The organism is Variovorax sp. GW458-11-26-14-LB1 (assembly GCF_059423965.1).
The window spans coordinates 219,179-240,964 of record NZ_JBWKYW010000002.1 but is presented as its reverse complement, the minus strand read 5'-3'; the positions used below and the strand labels follow the sequence as shown (position 1 = coordinate 240,964).

Below are 21,786 nucleotides of genomic sequence, written 5' to 3'. Positions count from 1 at the left end.
CGCAGGACAGCGGGTGCTTCCCGCAGCGAAATCAAGGAGGAGGGCGAAGCCCGGGGGACATTCGCGGAGGGAAGTACCCGGTGGCCTGTGCACGCGCCCTGAACCACGGCGATACAGGCCGCGAGGGCCATTGAAGATGGGCGCCCTCCCTCTCTTCTTCCGCCTCATGGCCGCCTCCATCAGCGGCCAGGCCAGGTACCCCGCGTCCGCGTTGCTGCTGACCCTCGGCCAGTTCCTCGGCACAGGCATCGAGGTCGTCGCCGTCTGGGCGCTGTTCCATCGCTTCGGCGAGGTGCAGGGCTGGGGCATCGGCGAGGTCGCGCTGTTCTATGGCCTCGTGAACTGCATGTTCGCCCTCGCCGACGCATTGGGCCGTGGCTTCGACGTGCTGGGCACCGAATTCCTGCGCACCGGCACCTTCGACCGGCTGCTGCTGCGTCCGCGCCCGTTGGCGCTGCAGCTCATGGGCCACGACGTGCGCATCAGCCGCCTCGGCCGTCTGCTGCAGGGCCTGCTCGTGCTGGCCTTCGCGACCGTGCAGGCCGACATCGCATGGACCCCCAGCGCCGTGGCAATCGCACTGTTCGCCCTGGCCGGCGGCATCGCGCTGTTCCTCGGCATCCTCGTGCTGCAGGGCACGCTGTCGTTCTGGACCGTCGAAAGCCTGGAGATCGCCAACGTGCTCACCTACGGCGGCGTGCAGGCGGCGCAGTACCCGCTGGCGCTCTATGCGCAGTGGTTCCGCCGCGTGCTGACCTTCATCGTGCCGCTGGCCTGCGTGGCGTACTACCCGGTGCTGGCGATCCTGGGCAAGCCCGACCCGTTGGGCGCGCCGGCCTGGGTGGGGTGGGTGTCGCCGCTCGCGGGCTTCGTGTTCCTCGCGGCGGCGTTCGGTGCGTGGCGCCTCGGGCTGCGCCACTACACCTCGTCGGGCAGCTAGCCGATCAGCCGGCGCTCTGCAGCGCCAGCCCCGCGTGCTCGCGCAGCGGATGGAAGTGGATCTTCGGAAAACGCTCCTGCGCCAGCCGCACGTCGTACGGCGAGGTGCACAAAAAGGCCAGCGTGTCGGCCGCATCCTTGGCCATGCGCACCGGGTAGGCGTGGACGAACTCGCGCAGCTCGGCCGGGGTGTCGGCCGTGATCCAGCGCGCGCCCGTGTACTGGCAGCCTTCGAGCCGCACGTCGGCGTCGTACTCGGCCTTCAGGCGGTGCTGCACCACTTCGAACTGCAGCTGGCCGACCGCGCCCAGCAGCATCGGGCCGCCGACCTCGGGGCGGAAGACCTGGATCGCGCCTTCCTCGCCCAACTGGGCCAGGCCCTGCTGCAGCTGCTTGGTGCGCAGCGGGTTCTTCAGGATGACGGTCATGAACAGCTCGGGCGCGAAGAAGGGCAGCCCGGTGAACTGCAGGTTCGCGCCGTCGGTGATGGTGTCGCCCAGCTGCACGCCGCCGTGGGTGGTGAAGCCCACGATGTCGCCCGCGTAGGCCTCTTCCACCGCCTCGCGGCGTTGGCTCATGAAGGTCACGACGCTGGTGGGGCGCAGCTCTTTCGATGTGCGCTGCACCTTCAGCTTCATGCCCGGTGTGTACTTGCCCGAGGCCATGCGCACGAAGGCGATGCGGTCGCGGTGGTTGGCGTCCATGTTGGCCTGCACCTTGAACACCACGCCCGCGAAGTCCTTGTCCTCGGGCTGGATCTCTTTCACCACCGGCTGGCGGTTGACCAGCGTGGTGCTGGTGCGCGACTGCGGCGAGGGCGCCAGGTCGACCAGCGCGTCGAGCACTTCCATCACGCCGAAGTTGTTCACGCCGGAGCCGAAGAACACCGGCGTCTGCTTGCCGGCCAGGAAGGCCTCGCGGTCCCAGGTGGGCGAGGCGCCGGTGGCCAGTTCCATGCTTTCCATGGCGTGCTCGAAGTCGGCACCGAAACGCTTGACGAGCGTGTCGCGCTCGCTCAGCGGGATGGTCTCGAAGTCGTGCGGCAGCCGCTCGCTGCCCGACTCGAACACCGTCATCGCCTGCGTGCGCAGGTTCATGATGCCGCGGAAGCTCTTGCCCTGGCCCACGGGCCAGGTCATGGGCACGCAGGGCATGCCGAGTTCGCGCTCCACCTCGTCCAGGATGTCCAGCGGCTCGCGCACTTCGCGGTCCATCTTGTTGACGAAGGTGATGATGGGCGTGTCGCGCTGGCGGCAGACCTCGATCAGCCGGCGCGTCTGCGCTTCCACGCCGTTGGCCGCGTCGATCACCATCAGCGCCGAGTCGACGGCCGTGAGCACGCGGTAGGTGTCTTCCGAGAAGTCCTTGTGGCCGGGCGTGTCGAGCAGGTTGATCACGTGCTCGCGGTACACCATCTGCATCACCGACGAGGCCACCGAGATGCCGCGCTGCTTCTCGATTTCCATCCAGTCGGAGGTGGCGTGGCGCGAGGCCTTGCGGGCCTTCACCGAGCCGGCGATCTGGATCGCGCCCGAGAACAGCAGCAGTTTTTCGGTCAGCGTGGTCTTGCCGGCGTCAGGGTGGGAAATGATCGCGAAGGTGCGACGGCGGCGGGTTTCGGCGAGAAAAGACAAGGTGGGCAATCTGCAGGGGAATCCCCCGATTTTAGGAGGCCGCCTCGCCAACCCCCTCAATCCCCCGCCGATGGGCCTAAAACGCCTCGGTCACCCCGTACGCCCGCATCTGCGCCTCGACCTGCGCCGCGTCCTGGCTCAGCACCACGAGGTCGTGCGCCTTGCCCTCGCGGTCCTTCACGTGGCGCGTGAGCAGGGCCTCGGGCCGGAAGCCCAGGGCCTGGAAGACAGCGATGGCGCCGCGCTGGTCGACGGTCATCTGGGCGACGATCTTTTCCTGCCCGTGGGCGAAGGCCAGCGCGCAGCCCTCCTGCGCCAGCTGCTGGCCCAGGCCGCCGCCGCGCAGCGCGGGCGACACCAGCACGCGCAGCTCGGCCACGTGGCCCGACCACGAATGCGGGTCGCGGATGACGGCGGCGCAGCCCAGCACGGCGCCGTCGCGCACGGCGAGCACGCTGTCGATGTCGCCGCGCTCGATGGCGCGGACCCAGGCGGCCATCACCTTGGGCTCAGTGATGTCGCGCGGCAGAAAGAGCAGGTCGTGCGCCGGCAGCGCCTGCGCAAAGGCCAGCACGGCGGGCGCGTCGGCGCCGGTCATCAGGCGCAGGGCGATGTCGCCGTCCGCGTGGGCGACGGTGCGCGGGTAGGTGCGGGAAGAAGATGCGGTCATGAGCGTAGGGGGATGTTTGTGTTCGTCAGGTGGAGCGCATGCCCAGCCACTCGTCGAGCTTGGGCCACAGCCGCCGCACGGCGTTGGTGCCGGCCGCCAGGCTCACGTGGCCGCCCTTGAGCACCACCTCTTCCTTGTCGGTGGAGCCGATGCCGGCGATCAGCGGCTGGCCCGCCTCGTAGGGCACGATGTGGTCGTGTTGCGCGAGCGCGTGCAGCACCGGCACGGTGATGTTCTTCAGCAGCACGGGGCGCCCGCCGAGCACCAGCTCGCCCTTGTGCAGCTTGTTGTCCCACATGAGCTCTTTCACGGTCTGGCGGAAGTACTCGCCGGCCAGCGGCAGCATCTCGGCGCCCCAGCGGTCGAACATGCGGTACGACTTGACGAACTCGTCGTTGGCCATGTTGTCCCACAGCTGCACCAGCCCGGCGCCGCGCCCGGCGGGGCGCAGCATGTCGAAGGAGGCGAACAGCATCTCGGGCGGCACGTTGCCCACGGTGTCGATGAGGCGGTCGACGTCGAAGTAGCGCCGGTCGGACCACGCGTGAAAGAGCTTCATGCGGCTGAAGTCGATCGGCGTGGTGAAGAGCGCGAGGTTCTTCATCGGACCGCCGGGGTGCAGGGCCGCGTACAGCGTGGAGAGCACGCCGCCCATGCAGTAGCCGGCGATGGTGACGTCTTCCTCGCCCGAGTCTTCCTGCACGCGGCGGATCGAGTCGGGAATGAAGTCGAGCACGTAGTCCTCGATGCGCAGGCGCTTCTCGTCGGGGCGCGGTGCGTTCCAGTCCATCACGTAGACGTCGTAGCCCTTGAGCAGCAGGTACTCGACCATGCTCTGGCCCGGCGCGAGGTCGAAGATGTAGGCGCGGTTGGTGGTGGCCATCACCATGAGCACCGGCACGCGGTAGATCTCGTCGACCATCGGGCGGTAGTGGTACAGGCTCAGCGTGCCGCGCCGGTGGATCTCGTCCTTGGGCGTGAGGCCGACGGCAGGCGCGGTCGAGGTCAGGAAGTCCAGCCCCTTGATGTTGCGCTGGATCGTGCGCTCGATCTCGCCGCGGATGTCGGGCAGCTGGAAGGTGTCGGGCGGCGCGCTCATGGGCGGCGCTTTCCGGCGGTGCGTTTCCTGGGGGCGGCGGCCTTGGCTGCCGGTGCAGGCACTGCCGCCGCCGGCGGTTGCTTGGTGCGACGCGGCCGGGGCGGTGCAGTGGCCGTATCGGCGGTCCGCGCGGCCGGCCCGGCCCCGCCTTCCAGCGCGCGGCGGATGCCCGCCAGGTGGTCGTCGATGCGGTGCAGCTGCTCGCCCAGCGCCTGCAGGTCGGCGCGCGTGGGCAGGTTCAGCAGCGTGAGGTAGCGCGCCATCAGGTCGCCCACCGCCTTCTGCGCGGTGAGCGAGGCGTTCATGCCGCCGTGCATGCCCTGGCGGAACGGGTCCGAGGCCATGGCTTCGTTGGCGAACTCGTTGGTGCTTTTTTCCCACTGGGCCGTGAGCTCGCGCCACAGGGCCATGGGATCGAGGGACGGAAACTGGCTCATGAAAAACACCTCCGTCTGGGTTCGTTGTCGTGTCTCTTTTTTTCTTCAGTGATCGTCGCGCCGCGCCGCCCGTGCAGTGTGCGCGGCGATGGCTTCGATGATCTGCGGCCACATCGCGATCGGCAGCGCATGGCCCATGCGCGGAATGCGCAGCAGCGTCGCGCCGGGAATGGCCTCGGCCACGTCGATGCCGCAGGCCACGGGCACCAGCGGGTCGACGTCGCCGTGGATCACCAGCGTAGGCACCTGCACCGCGCGCAGCGCCGGCTTGCGGTTGCCCGACGCGAACACGGCTGCCAGCTGGCGCGCCACGCCGCCTGGGTTGAGGCCGCGCAGAAATGCGAGCTGCGCACGTTCGGCGTCGCGCGCCTCGTCGAGCGGAAAGGCGTCGGGCCCGCGCAGCACGCGCCACAGCTTGGCGTGGTGCGGCAGGTAGGCCTCGAAGCTGGTCGGCGCGGGCGCGAACAGCACCGCCAGCGCCTCGGGCGTGGGCGGCGGCAGGGCCGGGTCGCCGGTGCTCGACATGATGCTGGTGAGCGAGCGCATCCGCCCCGGGTGGTGGATGGCCATCTCCTGCCCGATGGCGCCGCCCATCGACGCGCCCACGACGTGGGCGCGTGCGATGCCCAGCGCGTCGAGCAGGCCGGCGCAGTCGTCGGCCATGTCGCGCAGCGTGTAGGGCACCTGCAGCGGGCGCCCGGCCATGGCCTGCAGCATCAGCGCCTGGATGTCGGGCACGCCGGCGTGCGGCAGGTGGGTGGAGTGGCCGATGTCGCGGTTGTCGAAGCGGATCACATGGTGGCCGCCGGCCTGCGCCAGGCCGGCGCAGAACGCGTCGTCCCACGCGACCATCTGGGCGCCGAGGCCCATGACCAGCAACAGCGGCGGCGCCTCGGGGTCGCCGAAGCTGTCCCAGGCCAGTTCGATGCCGTTGGCGCGGGTGCGCCGTTCGGTGCGGGGCGCGACGGCGGTCATGCGGGCCTTTCTTTTCTTCCTGTTACTTGCGCTGCAGCAGCTTCGTGACCTCGTCCACGTTGGCCTGGATGCGCTGGCGCACCACGTCGAAGGCGTCGGCCTGCGACTTGGCGGCCAGGGTGGCCAGCTCCTTGATGTCGTCGACGGCGCGCTGGAACGACTGGCGGCCCAGCTCGTCGAGCTTGGCGAGGTTTTCCTTCGGGTCCTTGCCCGGCATCGCCTTGGCGGCGGTCTGCCATTCGGCGATGGCCGTCTTGATCATCTCGGTCTGTCGCTGCACCACGGTCTGCAGGCCCTGGTAGGACTTTTCATTGGCCTGCATCAGCGCCTGCAGGTCCTTGCGGCCGCTGTCCAGCAGCTTGCCGGCGCCGCCGGTCAGGTTCAGGTTCTGCAGGCGCTCGGCCATGCCCTTGAGGTTCTTCATCGGATCGAGCATGTCCGCGGCGGACGGCGCCGCCTGCTTCGCGCCGGCGCTGCTGGCGGTGGTTTTTTTCGCGGCGGCTTTCTTGGCAGTGGCCATGGTGCGGAATCTCCTGTGTCGGGTGATGAAAACAATCGAACGGGTGGATGCAGGCAGCGGCCGGGCGGCCGGGGCCCGCCGCCACGATACGCCGGGCCGGCGCGGCTCAGGGCGCTCCAAGCGCGGATTTGCCTGCGGAGTTTCCCGGGGTGGCCCGCGCCGCACGGCCCGGCCTGGCGGGCGCCCGCGCTTTCCGTGATGTGGGATGCCCCGGTCGATTGGCGGGCCGGGCGGCCGCGACTACAATCCGGCGCTCCGAGGAGCGTTGCAGCGCCGTCAGGCGTGAGGCTCGGACCACATCGCAACCACGCTCACCCGCTGTTCTCGCGGTGAGTCTTTCTTCCCCGTACGCAGTGGCATCTTTCAAACCAGTTTTGGAGTTCACATGAGCGCTGTACTCAAGCCCACCCCCGTCTCGACCGCCGACCAGGCGATTGCCGACCTGTCCCTTGCCGCCTGGGGCCGCAAGGAAATCAAGATCGCCGAAACCGAGATGCCCGGCCTCATGGCCATCCGTGAAGAGTTCTCGAAGGGCCAGGCCCTGAAGGGCGCACGCATCACGGGCTCGCTGCACATGACCATCCAGACGGCCGTGCTCATCGAGACGCTGCAAGCCCTGGGCGCCGAAGTGCGCTGGGCCTCGTGCAACATCTTCTCGACGCAGGATCACGCCGCCGCCGCCATCGCCGCCGCCGGCACGCCGGTGTTCGCCATCAAGGGCGAGTCGCTGAAGGACTACTGGGACTACACCCACGCCATCTTCGACTTCGGTCCCAAGGGCTCGAAGGGCGAAGGCCCGAACATGATCCTGGACGACGGCGGCGACGCCACGCTGCTCATGCACCTGGGCCAGCGCGCCGAAAAGGACCTGGGCGTGCTCGCCAACCCGACCAGCGAAGAAGAACGCATTCTGTACGCCGCCATCAAGGCCAAGCTGGCCGTGGACGACACCTGGTACACCCGCAAGTCGGCCGAGATCATCGGCGTGACCGAAGAGACGACCACCGGCGTGCACCGCCTGAACGAGATGAGCGCCAAGGGCACGCTGCTGTTCCGCGCCATCAACGTGAACGACTCGGTCACCAAGAGCAAGTTCGACAACCTGTACGGCTGCCGCGAATCGCTGGTCGACGGCATCAAGCGCGCGACCGACGTGATGATCGCCGGCAAGGTGGCCTGCGTGGCCGGCTACGGCGACGTGGGCAAGGGCTCGGCCCAGGCGCTGCGCGCACTGAGCGCCCAGGTGTGGGTGACTGAAATCGACCCCATCAACGCCCTGCAGGCCGCCATGGAAGGCTACAAGGTCGTGACCATGGAGTACGCCGCCGACAAGGCCGACATCTTCGTGACCACCACCGGCAACCGCGACGTGATCCGCCACGAGCACATGGCCGCCATGAAGGACCAGGCCATCGTCTGCAACATCGGCCACTTCGACAACGAGATCGACGTTGCGTCGATCGAGAAGTACGAGTGGGAAGAGATCAAGCCGCAGGTCGACCACATCACCTTCCCGGACGGCAAGAAGATCATCCTGCTGGCCAAGGGCCGTCTCGTGAACCTGGGCTGCGGCACGGGCCACCCGAGCTTCGTGATGTCGTCGTCGTTCGCCAACCAGACCATCGCCCAGATCGAGCTGTTCACCAAGCCCGACGCCTACCAGGCCGGCAAGGTCTACGTGCTGCCCAAGCACCTGGACGAGAAGGTCGCGCGCCTGCACCTGAAGAAGGTCGGCGCCATGCTCACCGAGCTGACCGACTCGCAAGCCGCCTACATCGGCGTGGACAAGAACGGCCCTTACAAGCCGGACACCTACCGCTATTGATCCGCGTGCGCGCCGATCAACTGTTGGTAGAGCGCGGCCTGGCCGCGTCGCGTTCGCAAGCCGTCCGGCTCATCGCCGGCGGCATGCGCTGGCGTGACGCGGGCACGGGCGACGCGTGGCGCAACGTCGCCAAGAACAAGGACGAAGTGCCCGAGTCGGCCGAGCTCGAGCTCGCCGATGCCGCCGAGGCACGCTACGTGTCGCGCGGCGGCCTCAAGCTCGAAGGCGCGCTGAAGACCAGCGGCGTGGACCCGACGGGCAAGCTCTGCCTGGACGTCGGCCAGTCGACCGGCGGCTTCACCGACTGCCTGCTGCAGCATGGCGCCGCCAAGGTGGTGGGCGTCGACGTCGGCCACGGGCAGCTGCATGCGCGCATGCGCGAGGACGAACGCGTGGTCGCCATCGAAGGCGTCAATGCGCGGGCGCTGTCGCCGGCCGATCTGCAGGTGGACGATGGCGAGGACGACGAGGTGGGTGAGGCTGTCGAAGTTGTCGAAGCCCCGCCTGAGCCGCGCTTCGACCTCATCGTCGGCGACCTGTCCTTCATCTCGCTCACGCTGGTGCTGCCGGCCGTGGTGCAGTTCCTGGCCGACGACGGCCAGTTGCTGATGCTGGTCAAGCCGCAGTTCGAGCTGCAGCCCGGCCAGGTCGGCAAGGGCGGCATCGTGCGCGACGAGGCGATGTACCCTGTGGTCGAGAAGCGCCTGCACGACGCCTGCGCGGCGCTCGAGCTGAAGGTGCTGCGCTGGTTCGACAGCCCGATCGCCGGGGGCGACGGCAACCGCGAGTTTTTCATTCACGCCGTTCGTGCTGCTGCCAAGGCGGGCGACGGTTCCTAAGGAGACGCAGGTGCGCCTTCCGCTGAGTTTCGAATTCTTCCCGACCAAGACGCCCGAAGGCGCGGTCAAGCTGCGCGCTGTGCGCCAGCAGCTGTATGCGCGCAAGCCGCAGTTCTGCTCCGTCACCTACGGCGCGGGCGGCTCCACGCACCAGGGCACCTTCGGTGCGGTGCAGGAGATCCTGGCCGAGGGCGTGGACGCTGCCAGCCACTTCTCGTGCATCGGCGCCACGCGCGCCACCGTGCGCGAGCAGCTGGCCGAGCTGAAGGCCATGGGCGTGAAGCGCCTCGTCGCGCTGCGCGGCGACCTGCCCAGCGGCTACGGCATCGGCGGCGAGTTCCAGTACGCGAGCGACCTGGTCGCCTTCATCCGCGAGGAGACCGGGCGCGACTTCCACATCGAGGTGGCCTGCTACCCCGAAGTGCATCCGCAGGCGCGCTCGCCCGAAGCCGACCTGCAAGCCTTCGCCACCAAGATGAAGGCGGGGGCCGACTCGGCCATCACGCAGTATTTCTTCAGCCCCGAGGCCTACTTCCGCTTCGTCGACGACGCGCGCAAGCTGGGGCTCGACACGCCGATCGTGCCGGGCATCATGCCCATCACGAGCTCGACGCAGCTCATGCGTTTCTCGGACGCCTGCGGCGCCGAGATTCCGCGCTGGATCCGCCTGCGGCTGCAGGGCTTCGGCGACGACACGGCCTCCATCAAGGCCTTCGGCCTGGACGTGGTGACCGACCTGTGCGCGCGCCTGCAAGAAGGCGGGGCACCCGCGATCCACTTCTACACGATGAACCAGTCGGCGGCCACGCTGGCGATCCTGGAGCGCCTGGATTGAGAGGGCTGCGCGCGGTCGCCGTCGCGGTCTCCTGCGTGCTCGCAGGGTGCACCATGCCGCCTGCCACGCAGGAGAAAGACGCGGACACCGCCGCTGCGCCGGCGGCGTCCGGCAAGCGGCTGCAGCCGCTGGGACGCGGCCTGGCCGTGCCGCCCGGCGCCGCCCCGCGCTCGGCCGTGCCGTCGGTGCGCTACGACCTCGCGGTGTCGGGCACCGGCGAGTCGCTGGACGACGGCGTGCCCGGCGATGAGCCGCGCGAGATCTTCGAGCGTGGTGGCGCGTCGTGGTACGGCATCCAGTTCCACCAGCGCAAGACCGCCAACGGCGAGCGCTTCGACATGGGCGCCATGACGGCGGCCCACAAGACGCTGCCCTTCAACACGCGCGTGTGCGTGCGCAGCCTGGTCAACGGCAGCGAGGTGCTGGTGCGCGTCAATGATCGCGGGCCCTTCACGCCGGGCCGCATCATCGACCTGAGCCGCGCCGCGGCCGACCGCATCGGTCTCACGAGCATGGGCATCAAGCAGGTGGCGCTGTCGGTCATCGACCGCGAGGGCATGCGCTGTGGCGGCCAGGCCGTGGCGGCGGAAGATCTGCAGCCCGCGCTGTTGCCGGAGGCGCCGACCTCGCGCGTGCGCGCGCCGGCACCCGCGCGCAAGCGGGTGATCGTGCCGCCGCGCAAGCGCCGCTGAGCGGCCGGCCTCAGCCGCCGCTCTCGAGCGAGTAGGCGGCGTTGCGGTCCTGGGCCAGGCGCTCGGCCAGCTGGGGCAGCGCCTCGGCCAGTTGCGCCTTCAGCGTGTAGGGCGGGTTGATCAAAAACATGCCGCTCGCCGGCAGGCCCGGGCGCTGCGTTTCGCCCGAGGCGGCGTCCTTCGTGATCTTGCTCGACTTGACCGTCAGCGTGGCGTGCAGCCACGGCTTGCCGGCCTTGGTCGCCATCGTCTTCAGGCGGCGTGGCAGGTCGTGCGCCTCGGGGCGCGGAATGATCGGATACCAGACGGCATACGTGCCCGTGGCGAAGCGCTTGAGCGCCTCGGCCGCGAAGTCGAGCACGCGGCCGTAGTCGGTCTTCATTTCGTAGCTCGGGTCCATCAGCACCAGCGCGCGGCGCGAGGGCGGCGGCAGGAACTTGGTGGCACTGCCGAAGCCGTCGTCGCGCAGCACGGCGATGCGGCGGCCGGCCTCGAGCTGGGCGATGTTGGCGTCCAGCGTGCGGGCGTCGGTCGGGTGCAGCTCGAACAGCTTGAGCTTGTCGTGGTCGCGCAGCAGGTGCTGCACGATGAACGGCGAGCCGGGGTAGACGCGGGCGCCGCCCTTGGGGTTGAAGTCGTGGATCACGCTCAGGTAGCGGGCGATGGCTTCGGCGACCGGCTTGTCTTCGGCGGGGGCTGCGGGCTTCTTGCCCGTCGACTTGGCGGCCGGGGCGGGCGTGTCGGGGGCTTTGTCCGGCGCGGCGAAGAAGCGCAGCACGCCGTCGGCCGCTTCGCCGCTGGTGCCGGCGTAGTCGCCGTCGAGCCGGTACAGGCCGGCGCCGGCGTGGGTGTCGACGACGGTCAGCGCGGCGTCTTTTTCAAGCAGGTGATCGAGGGTGGCAATCAGGACCGTGTGCTTGAGCACGTCGGCGTGGTTGCCGGCATGGAACGCGTGGCGGTAACTGAACATGGAATGAGGCCTGAAAAAGTGGAAAGGGGAGCGCTAGACTCGCGCGGCGCTACATTGATTTACAAAACACAACGAGGGGCAGCAATGCGAGGAGCCGGATGGCGATTTTGGGGCCTGTGCGTCGGCGCGGGTGTTTTGTCTATTTTGACGGGCTGCGCCTCCGTGACCCACGGCACCACGCAGAACGTGAAGGTCGAGACCCTGTCGCCCGAGGGCAAGGTGGTCGACGGCGCCCGCTGCCGGGTCTCCAACGACCGCAATGATGCGGTAGTGCGCTCCGGCCTGACCCTGCCGGTGCGGCGCTCGGGCGAGAACCTGAACATCGAATGCACCCAGTCCGGCCTGCCGCCGGCCCGCGGCCAGGCGATTTCGCGCGTCAACGTGGGACTGGTCGGCAACGTGATGATCGGCGGCCTGGTCGGCGTGGCGATCGACACCGGCACCGGGGCGGGCTTCAACTACCCGAGCTGGATCCAGCTGATCTTCGGCGAGGTGCGCAGCTTCGACCGCAGCGCGCAGACCGGCGATGAAGCGACCGTCGGCATGAAGATCGGCACGACCGAGATCGCGGCTGCGCCGGCGCCGAAGACGGCCGTGGCAGCGCCTGTGCCTGCGCCCGCGCCGGCCGTGGTCGCGCCACCGCCGCCTCCCGTGGCGGTTGCGCCGCCCGCTCCGGCGCGCCCCGCGCCCGCAGCACCGTCCGCCGCGCCCGACGCCCGCGTCTCGATGGACGATCTGCGCGGCCTGCTGCCCGCCAAGCCGTGAAGCCGATGTGGAAGAACGCCGCGCCGTGGCTGTGCGCCGCGGGCGCCCTGCTGGCCGCTGGCCCGGCCGCCGCGCTGGAGCCCGACGCCCTGTTCGCCAAGCTGACCGGCAGCGTCTGGGCCGTGCGCACCTTCGACGCGCAGGAGCGTCCGCTGCGCGCCGGCAGCGCCGTGGTGATCGCACCCGGCCGGCTCGTCACCAACTGCCACGTGCTCGCCAAGGCCAGCAATTTCGTGGTCAAGCGCGACAACGTCACCTACGGCGCCACGCTCGAATACCCGGACCCGGGGCGCGACCTGTGCCAGATCAAGGTCGCCAACTTCACGGCGCCGCCGGTGGCGCTGGCGCCTGCTGGCACCGCGCGGGTGGGGCAGCGCGTGTACGCCATCGGCAACCCGCGCGGGTTGGAAAACACGCTCAGCGAAGGCCTGTTGTCGGGCCTGCGCGGCGGCGACGGGGAGGCGCGGCTGCTGCAGACCACGGCGGCGATCGCGCCCGGGTCGAGCGGCGGCGGGCTGTTCGACAGCGACGGCCGCCTGCTGGGCATCACCACCTTCGCCGCCCGCGACGGCGGCAACCTGAATTTCGCCATGCCGGCCGAGTTCCTGGCGGAACTGCCAGCCCGCGCCCAGGCGCAGCTGGCGGCTCGGGCGCGTGAGCCCGAAGGCGGCGCCCGCCGCAGCGCCGGCGTGGCGCTGGCGGAGCCGCTGCGCGCCGGCGACGCGCTCGAGTACGTGCGCACCGACCGGCTCACCGGCAACCGCACGCCGGTGATCTACCGCGTGGACCGGGTCCAGGGAGACGAGGTGTCGTTCAACGCCGGCAGCCGGGTCGAGAAGGCCAATGGGCAGGTGGTGACCCTCACCTCGTCGGTTGGCGGCCTGTTCGACAGCGCATCGCCGCCGGGCGGCTGGGCGCCGAAGGACGACGTCCAGCCGGGCATGCGCTGGCACCTGGACTACGTGACGACCACCGACGACCGGCTGCGGCATGAGCTCAATGCCTCGGTGGGCGCTGAACACACGGTGCGCGTGGACGGTGTGGAGCTCAATGTGGTTCGTATCGCCTATGACGGCTGGATCTACGTCTCCTATGGCACCGGCGCTTCACCCGTGGGCACGCCGTTCAAGGCAACCGTCTTGTATAGCCCCGACCTGAGGCGGATCGTCAACTTCGAGGCCATGTACCGACGCGGTTATGCCGCCGTGACCAACGAGAGCCTGGAACTCGTCCGCATCCAGCGCTGAGGCCCCCGGAAGCCCGGAAATTGGCCGTTTGGCCATTTCTTCATATAATCGCGGGCTTCGCAGCGTTTTTGTAGCCCCGCGGCGAAGGCATGCCAGCCGCCCTTTCATTGGGCGGAAGGCGTGAAAACCCACCTAAGAGATTCCCATCAGAGGAACGCCGACCGTGGAAAAGGGCTCGCCAAACCCTCTTTCAAGAGAAAAACTCATGACCAAAACGTTCAGCGCCAAGCCCGCTGACGTGACGCACGAGTGGTTTGTGATTGACGCGACCGACAAGGTCCTCGGACGAGTAGCCAGCGAAGTTGCTCTCCGTTTGCGCGGCAAACACAAGGCCATTTACACGCCTCACGTCGATACCGGTGACTACATCGTCATCATCAACGCCGCGCAACTGCGCGTCACCGGCGCCAAGTCGATCGACAAGGTGTACTACCGTCACTCGGGCTACCCGGGCGGTATCACGGCGACGAACTTCCGCGACATGCAGAACAAGCACCCGGGCCGCGCCCTGGAAAAGGCTGTCAAGGGCATGCTGCCCAAGGGCCCGCTTGGTTACGCGATGATCAAGAAACTCAAGGTGTACGGTGGTGCAGAGCACCCGCATACCGCCCAACAGCCCAAAGTGCTGGAACTGTAAGGAGCCTTGAGAATGATTGGTGAATGGAACAATGGCACCGGCCGTCGCAAATCCAGCGTCGCCCGCGTGTTTCTGAAAAAAGGCACCGGCAAGATCACGGTCAACGGCAAGGACATCCAAGCGTTCTTCGGCCGTGAAACCTCGATCATGATCGCCAAGCAGCCCCTGGCGCTGACCAACAACCTCGAAGCTTTCGACGTGATGGTCAACGTGAACGGCGGCGGCGAATCGGGTCAAGCCGGCGCCACGCGCCACGGCATCACCCGTGCCCTGATCGACTACGACGCTTCGCTGAAGCCCGTCCTGAGCCAAGCCGGCTTCGTGACGCGCGACGCACGTGAAGTCGAGCGTAAGAAGGTCGGTCTGCACTCCGCCCGTCGCCGCAAGCAGTTCAGCAAGCGCTGATCCCCTGCTCGTTGCGAGACAAGAAGCCGCCCTCGGGCGGCTTTTTCGTGGCCGCGTCCCCCGGGTGCCCCTGGTGGATGCGGCGCCCGACCCCACTTGCGATGGGTGCTCGCCGCATACGGCCTGCCGAAATTGCGGCATTGCAGTAGCATCCATCCCATTGGCCGCCCAAGCGGCCCCCCAAGGAGTTTCACCCCATGAGCGCTGTTGCCGAAAACATCCAGACCCAGATGCCCGAGCCGATCGTCTTCACCGACAGCGCGGCCGCCAAGGTCGCCGACCTGATCGCCGAAGAGGGCAATCCCGACCTGAAGCTGCGCGTGTTCGTGCAGGGCGGCGGGTGCTCGGGCTTCCAGTACGGTTTCACCTTCGACGAGATCACCAACGAAGACGACACCACCATGACCAAGAACGGTGTGTCGCTGCTGATCGATGCCATGAGCTACCAGTACCTGCTCGGCGCCGAGATCGACTACAAGGAAGACCTGCAGGGCGCCCAGTTCGTCATCAAGAACCCGAACGCCACCAGCACCTGCGGCTGCGGTTCCAGCTTCTCGGCCTGATGCCTGGATGCTGCTGACCAGCCCCCTCGAAAAAGCCGCCTCCGGGCGGCTTTTTGCTGCCTGTCGTTTGTCCGAGTCCGCGCCTTCCCGATGAGCCCCGACACCGCCGTCCCCGTCGATCCCGTCGATCCCGCCCGCAAGAGCCTGCTGTGGCTCGTGGCCGTGGGCTTTTTCATGCAGACGCTGGACGCCACCATCATCAACACGGCGCTGCCCGCGATGGCCGCCAGCCTGGGCGAGAGCCCGCTGCGCATGCAGTCGGTGGTGGTGGCCTACGCGCTCACGATGGCGATGCTGATCCCGGCCTCGGGCTGGATCGCCGACCGCTTCGGCACGCGGCGCGTCTTCTTCTGCGCCATCGTGCTGTTCGCGGCCGGCTCGGTGCTGTGCGCGCTCTCGCAGGGGCTGGGGCAGCTCGTGGCGGCGCGGGTGGTGCAGGGCCTGGGCGGGGCGCTGCTGCTGCCCGTGGGGCGCCTGGCGCTGCTGCGCACGGTGCCCCGCGGCGAGTTCCTGCAGGCGATGAGCTTCGTGGCCATTCCGGGGCTCATCGGGCCGCTGCTGGGGCCCACGCTGGGCGGCTGGCTGGTGCAGTACGCCTCCTGGCACTGGATCTTCCTGATCAACGTGCCGGTGGGGCTGGCGGGCTGCATCGCCACGCTGCGCTACATGCCGGACCTGCGCGGCGCGCTCCAGAAGCGCTTCGACGGCGTGGGCTACGCGCTGCTGGCCTTCGGCATGGTGGCGATCTCGCTGGCGGTCGACGGCGTGTCGGGGCTCGGGCTGCGCCAGGGCGGCGTGATGGCGGTGCTGATCTTCGGCTTCGCCGCCGTGGTCGCCTACTGGCTGCGCGCGGCACGCACGCCGGAGCCGCTGTTCTCGCCCGCGCTGTTCGGCATCCCGACGCTGAGCATCGGCCTGCTGGGCAACCTGTTCTCGCGCCTGGGCAGCAGCTGCATGCCGTTCCTGGTGCCACTGCTGCTGCAGGTGTCGATGGGCTATTCGCCGGTGCGCGCGGGGCTGATGATGCTGCCGGTCGCGCTGGCCGGCATGGCCATGAAGCGCTTTGCCACGCCGCTGATCACGCGCCACGGCTACCGCCGCGTGCTGGTGGCCAACACGGTGCTGGTCGGTTGCACCATGGCCAGCTTCGGCCTCACGGCGCCGGGGCAGCCGGTGGCGCTGCACCTGCTGCAGCTGCTGGTGTTCGGCGCGGTCAACTCGCTGCAGTTCACGGCCATGAACACCATCACCCTGAAGGACCTCGACGGCGGCATGGCCAGCAGCGGCAACAGCCTGCTGTCGATGGTGCAGATGCTCGCGATGAGCCTGGGCGTGGCCGCAGCCGGCGCCGTGCTGGCGGGCTACAACGGCGTGTTCGGCACGGCAACGCCGATGCAGACGCTCGATGCGTTCCAGGCCACGTTCGCGACGATGGGGCTCATCACGGTGGCTTCGGCGCTGATCTTCTGGCATCTGCCGGCAGAAGTGCGGGCGGCGCAGCCTGCGCAGCCGGAAGTCTCCGGCCAGGGCTGACGCAAGTCAGGCCGGGTAGATCGCGCCGAGCACCCGCGCCCCGCGCGCGCCGGTCACGCTCGCGAGGTTGCCGGGCTCGCGCCGGACGGTGCGCCGGGCCAGCCACGCGAAGGCGGCCGCCTCGACCTGCTGGGGCGGCAGGCCGTGTTCCGACGACGCCTGCACCTGCACGCCGGGCAGCAGGGCGCGCAGGCGGCCCATGAGGTGGTCGTTGAGCGCGCCGCCGCCGCAGACGATCAGCAAGGCGCTCTCTTTTTGATAGCTTCTCAGGGCTGCCGCGCAGGTGCTGGCGGTCAGCTCGGCCAGCGTGGCCTGCACGTCGACAGGCGCCCAGGTGGCCGCGCCCAGGTGGCCGGTCAGCCAGTCCGGATGGAATAAATCGCGCCCTGTGCTCTTCGGCGGCGCCTTGGCGAAATACGGTTCGGCCTGCAGCCGGGCCAGCAGTTCGGGCAGCACGCGCCCGCTGGCTGCCCACTGGCCGCCCTGGTCGAAGGGTTGGCCGAGGTGGCGCTGGCACCAGTGGTCCATCAGCGCGTTGGCGGGGCCGCAATCGAAGCCCAGCAGGGGCGCGGCGCCCGCCGGCGCGTTTGTGGCGGGCAGCAGGCTCAGGTTGGAGATGCCGCCGAGGTTCAGCACGGCGACGGGCGCGTCGGGCCGGGCGAACAGGGCTTGGTGGAAGGCCGGTACCAGCGGGGCGCCCTGTCCGCCGGCCGCGAGGTCGCGGCTGCGGAAGTCGGCGACCACGTCGATGCCGCTCAGCTCGGCCAGCAGCGAGGGGTTGTTGACCTGCAGCGTGTAGCCCGTGCCGTCGAATTCGAGCGGCCGGTGGCGCACGGTCTGGCCGTGGGCGCCGATGGCGGTGACGTTTGTCGGGGCGGTGTCGGTATCGGCCAGCAGCTGCGCGACCACGTCGGCATACACCTGCGCCAAGCCGTTGCCGGCCAGGGCCGCGCGGTGCAGTTCGTTGTCGCCGGGGGTGTTGAGCGCCAGCAGCTCGGCGCGCAGCGGGGCGGGAAAATCGGCGCTGGCGTGGCCGATCACCGCGAGGTGGCCGTCGTCGGAGAAATCGGCGATGACGCCGTCGACCCCGTCGAGCGAGGTGCCCGACATCAGGCCGATGAAGCGTTGCTGCGGCTGCTGCGGTGCGGCGGCCATGCCTGGGGGAGCGAGGCTCAGTCGGCGCTGGCCTGGATCACCGAGAAGGCGGCGGCCAGCTCGGTGCGGGCGCCCACGGCGATGCGTTCGAAGGCCGGACGCAGGGCGGCGGTGATCGGTGCGCCGCCTTCCTGCGCGATCGTGGTCGGGTCCTGGTAGGCCCCGCCGACGCGGTATTCGAAGTGCAGGTGCGGGCCGGTGGCCCAGCCGGTCGAGCCGACGGCGCCGATGGTCTGGCCCTGGCTCACGCTCTCGCCGGCCTTCACGTTGATGCGGCTCAGGTGGGCGTAGGCCGTCTGCTGGTTGTTGCGGTGGTTGATGATGACGATGTTGCCGTAGCCGCTTTGCGTGCCGGCGAAATCGACCGTGCCGTCACCGACCGTGCGCACCGCGGTGCCCGTGGGCGCCGCGTAGTCGATGCCGTTGTGCTGGCGCCAGCTGTTCAAAATCGGGTGCATGCGCATCGCGAAACCGCTGGACACGCGCGAGAACTCGACCGGCGACGCCAGGTAGGCCTTGCGCAGGCTGTCGCCGTTCGGGCGGTAGTAGCTGCCCTTCTGGCCCGCGCCCGGGGGCTGGAACCAGACGGCCTGGTGGACCTTGCCGTTGTTCTCGAACTCGGCCGAGAGCACGCGGCCGCTGCGCAGCGCCTGGCCGTCGGCTTCGAAGGTCTCGTAGACCACGGCGAAGCGGTCGCCCTTGCGCAGCGAACGCACGTCGACGTCGCCCGCGAAGATGTCGGCCAGCTGGCTCGCCACGGCGTCGGGAATGCGCGAGTCGTCGGTGGCGGCGAACAGCGAGCTGCGGATGGTGCCGCTGGCCAGGCGCGTGCCCGGCGTCAGCATGTCGCGCTCGGTGCGGGCGACAAAACCGGTGGGCGTGCGCTCGACGACGAAACGCTTGAAGCCGCCGTCGGCGTCGGGAATCCAGCGGGCGCTGAGTTTCTGCAGCTGGTTTTCCTGCGTGGCTTCGGCCGTCACGGTGCGGCCCACGCGCGCGAACAGCGCCATGCGCGCCTCGGCGTTGCCGCGCACGAAGGCGGTGGCGGCGGGGTCGGAGATGCCCAGGCGCTTCATCAGCGCCTCCGCCGTGTCGCTGGAGCGCGAGACGTCGGTGCGGAACAGCGTGAAGCTGAAGTTCTCGAGCGACGCCGACTGGTCGGCGAAAGACACCGGCGCGGTGGCTTCGAGCACTTGCTGGATGGGGAGGTCGGACGCGTCGGGACCGAGCGAGGCGACCGCGAGGGTGCCGGCGCTGAGCAGCATCGCAGCGATCGCTGCGGTGATCTGCTTGGGGTACGTCCGGAATGTGTAGGCCACGCGGGAAGCGAGAAGCTCCTCGGCGGCGAGAATGCCGTTGATCAAACTGTGGATTCCAACTCAGGTTCTGCAGGTCCGTGCTGCAAGGCCCAGTGCGTTCAGGGCGGCAGGAGACGGTGCGGAAAAAAAGCGCCGCTTAGAATCCGGCGCTTGAAAAGTCGGGCTGAGTATAGCTTCGGCCACCGGAAAAACCGCCAAAAAAGCCCATGAACGCCGAATCTGTTACATCCACCAGCCTCTCCGATGGTGTAAGACAAGCCCTCGAAATATCCCTCCGAGGCGCTGACGAGCTGCTGCCGCAGGACGAGTGGGTCAAGAAGCTCCAGAAGGCGGAAGCCAGCGGCAAGCCGCTGCGCATCAAGCTGGGCCTGGACCCGACCGCACCGGATATTCATATCGGACACACGGTGGTGCTCAACAAGATGCGCCAGCTCCAGGACCTGGGGCACCGCGTGATCTTCCTGATCGGCGACTTCACCTCCCTGATCGGCGACCCCTCGGGCCGCAACAGCACCCGCCCGCCGCTCACGGCCGAGCAGATCCGCGCCAACGCCGAAACCTACTTCGCCCAGGCCAAGCTGGTGCTGGACGAGTCCAAGACCGAGATTCGCTACAACTCCGAGTGGAGCGACCCGCTGGGCGCGCGCGGCATGATCCAGCTGGCGGCCAAGTACACGGTGGCGCGCATGATGGAGCGCGACGACTTCAACAAGCGCTTCAAGGCCGGCCAGTCGATCTCGGTGCACGAGTTCCTGTACCCGCTGATGCAGGGCTACGACTCGGTAGCGCTCGAAAGCGACCTCGAGCTGGGTGGCACGGACCAGAAGTTCAACCTGCTCGTTGGCCGTCATCTTCAGCAGGAATACGGCCAGGAGCCGCAGTGCATACTCACTATGCCACTGCTCGAAGGGCTCGACGGCGTCGAGAAGATGTCCAAGAGCAAGGGCAACTACATCGGCATCAGCGAGGACGCCAACAGCATGTTCGCCAAGGTGCTGTCGATCTCCGACACGCTGATGTGGCGCTGGTACACGCTGCTGAGCTTCCAGTCGGTGGCGCAGATCGAGGCGCTGAAGGCCGAGATCGCCGGTGGCCGCAACCCGAAGGACGCCAAGGTCGCGCTGGCCAAGGAAATCACCGCGCGCTTCCACAGCGCGGCGGCGGCCGACGCGGCGGAGCAGGACTTCATCAACCGCAGCAAGGGCGGCGTGCCCGACGAGATTCCCGAGGTGGCGCTCGGCGGCGCGCCGTTGGGCATCGGCCAGCTGCTCAAGCAGGCCAACCTGGCGTCGTCGTCGGGCGAGGGCAACCGCCTGATCGACGGCGGCGGCGTGCGCATCGATTCGGTCGTGGTGTCCGACAAGGGCCTGAAGCTGCCCGCGGGCAGCTACGTGGTGCAGGTCGGCAAGCGCAAGTTCGCGCGGGTGACCCTGAGCTGATCGCAAAAAAAGGCCCCTCGGGGCCTTTTTCAATGGGGGCAGGGCGGCGGGGTCAGCGGACCTCGATGGTCACGCGCCGGTTGCGGGGCTCGTCCACCTCGTCGGCGGTCGGCACGGCCAGGTCGCGCTCGCCGCGGCCCACGGCCTCGATGCGGTTCGCCGGGAACTGGCGCTCCACGAACAGCTGCACCACTTCCTGCGCGCGGCGGCGCGACAACTGGTCGTTCTGCTCGCCGGCGCCCTTGGTGTCGGTGTGGCCGGTCACCACGATGTCGCCGCCGCTGCGGGCCAGCGCGGCGGCCAGCGCCTCGGTCATGATCTGCTGCGACGCCGCCGTCAGCGTGGTGGTGCCCACCTCGAAGAACACCGTGTAGCGCTGCGGAAGCGGCGGGCGCATGTCGAACAGGGGCTTGTTCTCGGCCTGGACCTTGGCCGCGTCGGCCTGGTCGACCACCGGCGCACCGCTCGCGCCTACTGCGGCCGTGGCGCGCTGGTAGGGCTTGGAGAGCACTTCTTCGCCGTCTTTGGCGCGCACCACCACGGCGGAGGGCGTGCCGTCGGCCTGGGGCAGGAGCACCACGCGCGTGCCCGGCGACGAGCAGGCGGCCAACAAAAGGGCGACCAGTGCGGTCGCAGGAAGAAGGGGGGAGCGGCGTGGCGGTGTCTGCATCTTTTCAGGGTTGGCCGTCGGTCTGCACGATGAAGTCCGTGCCCCGAATGCCGATGGTGGCGGTCTGGGTTTCGACGCGCACGGCGTCGGGGTTGGTCTTGCCGATGAGGCCGGTGATCATGCGCATCGAGCCGCGCAGCAGCGACACGAGCATGCCGCCGTCGCGGGTGGTGCCGTCGAAGTGGAATTCCTTCAGGTCCATGCGCGAGGACGGGCCGACCATCAGCGTGGTGTTGTCGCGCAGCACGACGGCGGCCGACGAATCCGGGCCGGTCACGATGCGATCGACCGCGCCCAGCGCGTCGCCGGGGGCGGCCGTGCGCGTGGCGCCGGCGCTGTCGAGCAGCTGGACGTTGCCGCGCACCGTCTTCACGAACCCGGCCTGCTGGGGCGCGGCTGTTGCTGCGGGCGCTGCAGCGGGTGCCTGGGCCTGGGCCAGGGTGGCTGCGCCGACGATGGCGAGCCCGAGGGCGGCGGTCAAAAATTTCTTCATCATTTGCCTCTCTGTGACTGATTGCTTCGCAATGAGCGCAAATATTAAGGCGAAGGCGTTACATATGGTCACGCGGCTGATAATTCAGCCGATTCCTGCGACGTAATGCCCGCCCGCACAGGCCC

General features: G+C 68.8%; 23 protein-coding genes and 1 riboswitch. Of the genes, 12 read left to right on the top strand and 11 right to left on the bottom strand.

The features are described from left to right. Nucleotides 1–136 precede the first annotated feature (136 nt). Nucleotides 137–940 carry an ABC transporter permease gene (locus tag AC07YS_RS02500; protein ID WP_495266990.1) on the top strand — a complete coding sequence of 268 codons (804 nt, stop codon included), beginning with the start codon at nucleotides 137–139 and terminating at the stop codon, nucleotides 938–940. Nucleotides 941–944: 4 nt separating this feature from the next. Here the strand turns inward: AC07YS_RS02500 and AC07YS_RS02495 are convergent, their stop codons facing one another. From AC07YS_RS02495 to phaP, 6 genes are all read right to left on the bottom strand, one after another. Continuing rightward, complete coding sequence (locus AC07YS_RS02495; RefSeq protein WP_095947934.1) at nucleotides 945–2,573, bottom strand: peptide chain release factor 3; 1,629 nt, start codon at nucleotides 2,571–2,573, stop codon at nucleotides 945–947. Nucleotides 2,574–2,649: 76 nt separating this feature from the next. Further along, nucleotides 2,650–3,243 (bottom strand): GNAT family N-acetyltransferase, encoded by a 594-nt coding sequence (locus tag AC07YS_RS02490; RefSeq protein ID WP_390348412.1) that lies wholly within the window; start codon nucleotides 3,241–3,243, stop codon nucleotides 2,650–2,652. 25 nt (nucleotides 3,244–3,268) lie between these two features. Next, nucleotides 3,269–4,342, bottom strand: coding sequence for an alpha/beta fold hydrolase (locus AC07YS_RS02485; protein WP_495266991.1), 1,074 nt, complete (start codon nucleotides 4,340–4,342; stop codon nucleotides 3,269–3,271). Further along, nucleotides 4,339–4,779 (bottom strand): hypothetical protein, encoded by a 441-nt coding sequence (locus AC07YS_RS02480; protein ID WP_495266992.1) that lies wholly within the window; start codon nucleotides 4,777–4,779, stop codon nucleotides 4,339–4,341. Before AC07YS_RS02480 ends, AC07YS_RS02485 begins: the two co-directional genes overlap by 4 nt. Nucleotides 4,780–4,824: 45 nt before the next feature. Continuing rightward, a complete protein-coding gene (locus AC07YS_RS02475) occupies nucleotides 4,825–5,754 on the bottom strand; it encodes an alpha/beta fold hydrolase (protein ID WP_159272801.1) in 930 nt (309 codons plus the stop codon). Nucleotides 5,755–5,776: 22 nt separating this feature from the next. Further along, nucleotides 5,777–6,274 (bottom strand): TIGR01841 family phasin, encoded by a 498-nt coding sequence (phaP, locus tag AC07YS_RS02470; protein WP_062482351.1) that lies wholly within the window; start codon nucleotides 6,272–6,274, stop codon nucleotides 5,777–5,779. 251 nt (nucleotides 6,275–6,525) lie between these two features. Then, nucleotides 6,526–6,594: riboswitch (S-adenosyl-L-homocysteine riboswitch) on the top strand. 65 nt (nucleotides 6,595–6,659) lie between these two features. Here phaP and ahcY point away from each other — a divergent pair. From ahcY to AC07YS_RS02450, 4 genes are read left to right on the top strand one after another with little or no spacing between them, the layout of a single operon-like run. Beyond that, complete coding sequence (gene ahcY, locus AC07YS_RS02465) at nucleotides 6,660–8,099, top strand: adenosylhomocysteinase (protein WP_070062885.1); 1,440 nt, start codon at nucleotides 6,660–6,662, stop codon at nucleotides 8,097–8,099. A 5-nt stretch (nucleotides 8,100–8,104) separates the two neighbouring features. Continuing rightward, the gene (locus AC07YS_RS02460; RefSeq protein ID WP_495266993.1) at nucleotides 8,105–8,938 is read left to right on the top strand and encodes a TlyA family RNA methyltransferase; all 834 of its coding nucleotides are present in this window, start codon (nucleotides 8,105–8,107) and stop codon (nucleotides 8,936–8,938) included. A 10-nt stretch (nucleotides 8,939–8,948) separates the two neighbouring features. Then, complete coding sequence (metF, locus tag AC07YS_RS02455; RefSeq protein WP_070062884.1) at nucleotides 8,949–9,773, top strand: methylenetetrahydrofolate reductase [NAD(P)H]; 825 nt, start codon at nucleotides 8,949–8,951, stop codon at nucleotides 9,771–9,773. Nucleotides 9,774–9,826: 53 nt separating this feature from the next. Beyond that, nucleotides 9,827–10,465 (top strand): septal ring lytic transglycosylase RlpA family protein, encoded by a 639-nt coding sequence (locus AC07YS_RS02450; RefSeq protein WP_095746890.1) that lies wholly within the window; start codon nucleotides 9,827–9,829, stop codon nucleotides 10,463–10,465. A 10-nt stretch (nucleotides 10,466–10,475) separates the two neighbouring features. Here the strand turns inward: AC07YS_RS02450 and AC07YS_RS02445 are convergent, their stop codons facing one another. Next, nucleotides 10,476–11,435, bottom strand: coding sequence for a 23S rRNA (adenine(2030)-N(6))-methyltransferase RlmJ (locus AC07YS_RS02445; RefSeq protein ID WP_493195635.1), 960 nt, complete (start codon nucleotides 11,433–11,435; stop codon nucleotides 10,476–10,478). Nucleotides 11,436–11,597: 162 nt separating this feature from the next. Between AC07YS_RS02445 and AC07YS_RS02440 the strand changes: the two genes are divergently transcribed. From AC07YS_RS02440 to mdtD, 6 genes are all read left to right on the top strand, one after another. Further along, nucleotides 11,598–12,200 (top strand): hypothetical protein, encoded by a 603-nt coding sequence (locus tag AC07YS_RS02440; protein WP_495266994.1) that lies wholly within the window; start codon nucleotides 11,598–11,600, stop codon nucleotides 12,198–12,200. Between the two features lie 5 nt (nucleotides 12,201–12,205). Next, complete coding sequence (locus AC07YS_RS02435) at nucleotides 12,206–13,447, top strand: S1C family serine protease (RefSeq protein ID WP_495267104.1); 1,242 nt, start codon at nucleotides 12,206–12,208, stop codon at nucleotides 13,445–13,447. A 205-nt stretch (nucleotides 13,448–13,652) separates the two neighbouring features. Continuing rightward, entirely contained in the window at nucleotides 13,653–14,084 is a 432-nt protein-coding gene (rplM, locus tag AC07YS_RS02430; RefSeq protein ID WP_062479213.1) for a 50S ribosomal protein L13, read from the top strand. A gap of 12 nt (nucleotides 14,085–14,096) precedes the next feature. Continuing rightward, nucleotides 14,097–14,489, top strand: coding sequence for a 30S ribosomal protein S9 (gene rpsI / locus AC07YS_RS02425; protein WP_062479216.1), 393 nt, complete (start codon nucleotides 14,097–14,099; stop codon nucleotides 14,487–14,489). Nucleotides 14,490–14,686: 197 nt separating this feature from the next. Beyond that, nucleotides 14,687–15,052, top strand: a complete 366-nt coding sequence (erpA, locus tag AC07YS_RS02420) for an iron-sulfur cluster insertion protein ErpA (RefSeq protein ID WP_056577477.1) — start codon at nucleotides 14,687–14,689, stop codon at nucleotides 15,050–15,052. A gap of 90 nt (nucleotides 15,053–15,142) precedes the next feature. Continuing rightward, nucleotides 15,143–16,585 (top strand): multidrug transporter subunit MdtD, encoded by a 1,443-nt coding sequence (gene mdtD / locus AC07YS_RS02415; protein ID WP_495266995.1) that lies wholly within the window; start codon nucleotides 15,143–15,145, stop codon nucleotides 16,583–16,585. Nucleotides 16,586–16,591: 6 nt separating this feature from the next. Here mdtD and AC07YS_RS02410 read toward each other — a convergent pair whose 3' ends face one another. Together AC07YS_RS02410 and AC07YS_RS02405 are read right to left on the bottom strand one after the other, a co-directional pair. Next, nucleotides 16,592–17,740, bottom strand: coding sequence for an anhydro-N-acetylmuramic acid kinase (locus tag AC07YS_RS02410; RefSeq protein ID WP_495266996.1), 1,149 nt, complete (start codon nucleotides 17,738–17,740; stop codon nucleotides 16,592–16,594). Between the two features lie 17 nt (nucleotides 17,741–17,757). Then, complete coding sequence (locus AC07YS_RS02405) at nucleotides 17,758–19,104, bottom strand: M23 family metallopeptidase (protein WP_062479224.1); 1,347 nt, start codon at nucleotides 19,102–19,104, stop codon at nucleotides 17,758–17,760. Nucleotides 19,105–19,265: 161 nt separating this feature from the next. Here AC07YS_RS02405 and tyrS point away from each other — a divergent pair, with 161 nt between their 5' ends. Continuing rightward, a complete protein-coding gene (tyrS, locus tag AC07YS_RS02400) occupies nucleotides 19,266–20,498 on the top strand; it encodes a tyrosine--tRNA ligase (RefSeq protein WP_495266997.1) in 1,233 nt (410 codons plus the stop codon). A gap of 52 nt (nucleotides 20,499–20,550) precedes the next feature. Here tyrS and AC07YS_RS02395 read toward each other — a convergent pair whose 3' ends face one another. Together AC07YS_RS02395 and AC07YS_RS02390 are read right to left on the bottom strand one after the other, a co-directional pair. Then, nucleotides 20,551–21,168 (bottom strand): OmpA family protein, encoded by a 618-nt coding sequence (locus tag AC07YS_RS02395; protein ID WP_062479230.1) that lies wholly within the window; start codon nucleotides 21,166–21,168, stop codon nucleotides 20,551–20,553. Between the two features lie 4 nt (nucleotides 21,169–21,172). Further along, nucleotides 21,173–21,661 (bottom strand): FecR family protein, encoded by a 489-nt coding sequence (locus AC07YS_RS02390; protein ID WP_495266998.1) that lies wholly within the window; start codon nucleotides 21,659–21,661, stop codon nucleotides 21,173–21,175. Nucleotides 21,662–21,786 lie beyond the last annotated feature (125 nt).

Excerpts from the sequence above, each read along its gene's own strand:
- AC07YS_RS02500 (WP_495266990.1), top strand. The coding sequence starts at position 137 with ATGGGCGCCCTCCCTCTCTTCTTCCGCCTCATGGCCGCCTCCATCAGC.
- AC07YS_RS02490 (WP_390348412.1), bottom strand. The coding sequence starts at position 3,243 with ATGACCGCATCTTCTTCCCGCACCTACCCGCGCACCGTCGCCCACGCG.
- AC07YS_RS02485 (WP_495266991.1), bottom strand. The coding sequence starts at position 4,342 with ATGAGCGCGCCGCCCGACACCTTCCAGCTGCCCGACATCCGCGGCGAG.
- AC07YS_RS02480 (WP_495266992.1), bottom strand. The coding sequence starts at position 4,779 with ATGAGCCAGTTTCCGTCCCTCGATCCCATGGCCCTGTGGCGCGAGCTC.
- AC07YS_RS02475 (WP_159272801.1), bottom strand. The coding sequence starts at position 5,754 with ATGACCGCCGTCGCGCCCCGCACCGAACGGCGCACCCGCGCCAACGGC.
- phaP (WP_062482351.1), bottom strand. The coding sequence starts at position 6,274 with ATGGCCACTGCCAAGAAAGCCGCCGCGAAAAAAACCACCGCCAGCAGC.
- ahcY (WP_070062885.1), top strand. The coding sequence starts at position 6,660 with ATGAGCGCTGTACTCAAGCCCACCCCCGTCTCGACCGCCGACCAGGCG.
- AC07YS_RS02450 (WP_095746890.1), top strand. The coding sequence starts at position 9,827 with ATGCCGCCTGCCACGCAGGAGAAAGACGCGGACACCGCCGCTGCGCCG.
- AC07YS_RS02445 (WP_493195635.1), bottom strand. The coding sequence starts at position 11,435 with ATGTTCAGTTACCGCCACGCGTTCCATGCCGGCAACCACGCCGACGTG.
- AC07YS_RS02435 (WP_495267104.1), top strand. The coding sequence starts at position 12,206 with ATGTGGAAGAACGCCGCGCCGTGGCTGTGCGCCGCGGGCGCCCTGCTG.
- rplM (WP_062479213.1), top strand. The coding sequence starts at position 13,653 with ATGACCAAAACGTTCAGCGCCAAGCCCGCTGACGTGACGCACGAGTGG.
- rpsI (WP_062479216.1), top strand. The coding sequence starts at position 14,097 with ATGATTGGTGAATGGAACAATGGCACCGGCCGTCGCAAATCCAGCGTC.
- erpA (WP_056577477.1), top strand. The coding sequence starts at position 14,687 with ATGAGCGCTGTTGCCGAAAACATCCAGACCCAGATGCCCGAGCCGATC.
- mdtD (WP_495266995.1), top strand. The coding sequence starts at position 15,143 with ATGAGCCCCGACACCGCCGTCCCCGTCGATCCCGTCGATCCCGCCCGC.
- AC07YS_RS02410 (WP_495266996.1), bottom strand. The coding sequence starts at position 17,740 with ATGGCCGCCGCACCGCAGCAGCCGCAGCAACGCTTCATCGGCCTGATG.
- tyrS (WP_495266997.1), top strand. The coding sequence starts at position 19,266 with ATGAACGCCGAATCTGTTACATCCACCAGCCTCTCCGATGGTGTAAGA.
- AC07YS_RS02395 (WP_062479230.1), bottom strand. The coding sequence starts at position 21,168 with ATGCAGACACCGCCACGCCGCTCCCCCCTTCTTCCTGCGACCGCACTG.
- AC07YS_RS02390 (WP_495266998.1), bottom strand. The coding sequence starts at position 21,661 with ATGAAGAAATTTTTGACCGCCGCCCTCGGGCTCGCCATCGTCGGCGCA.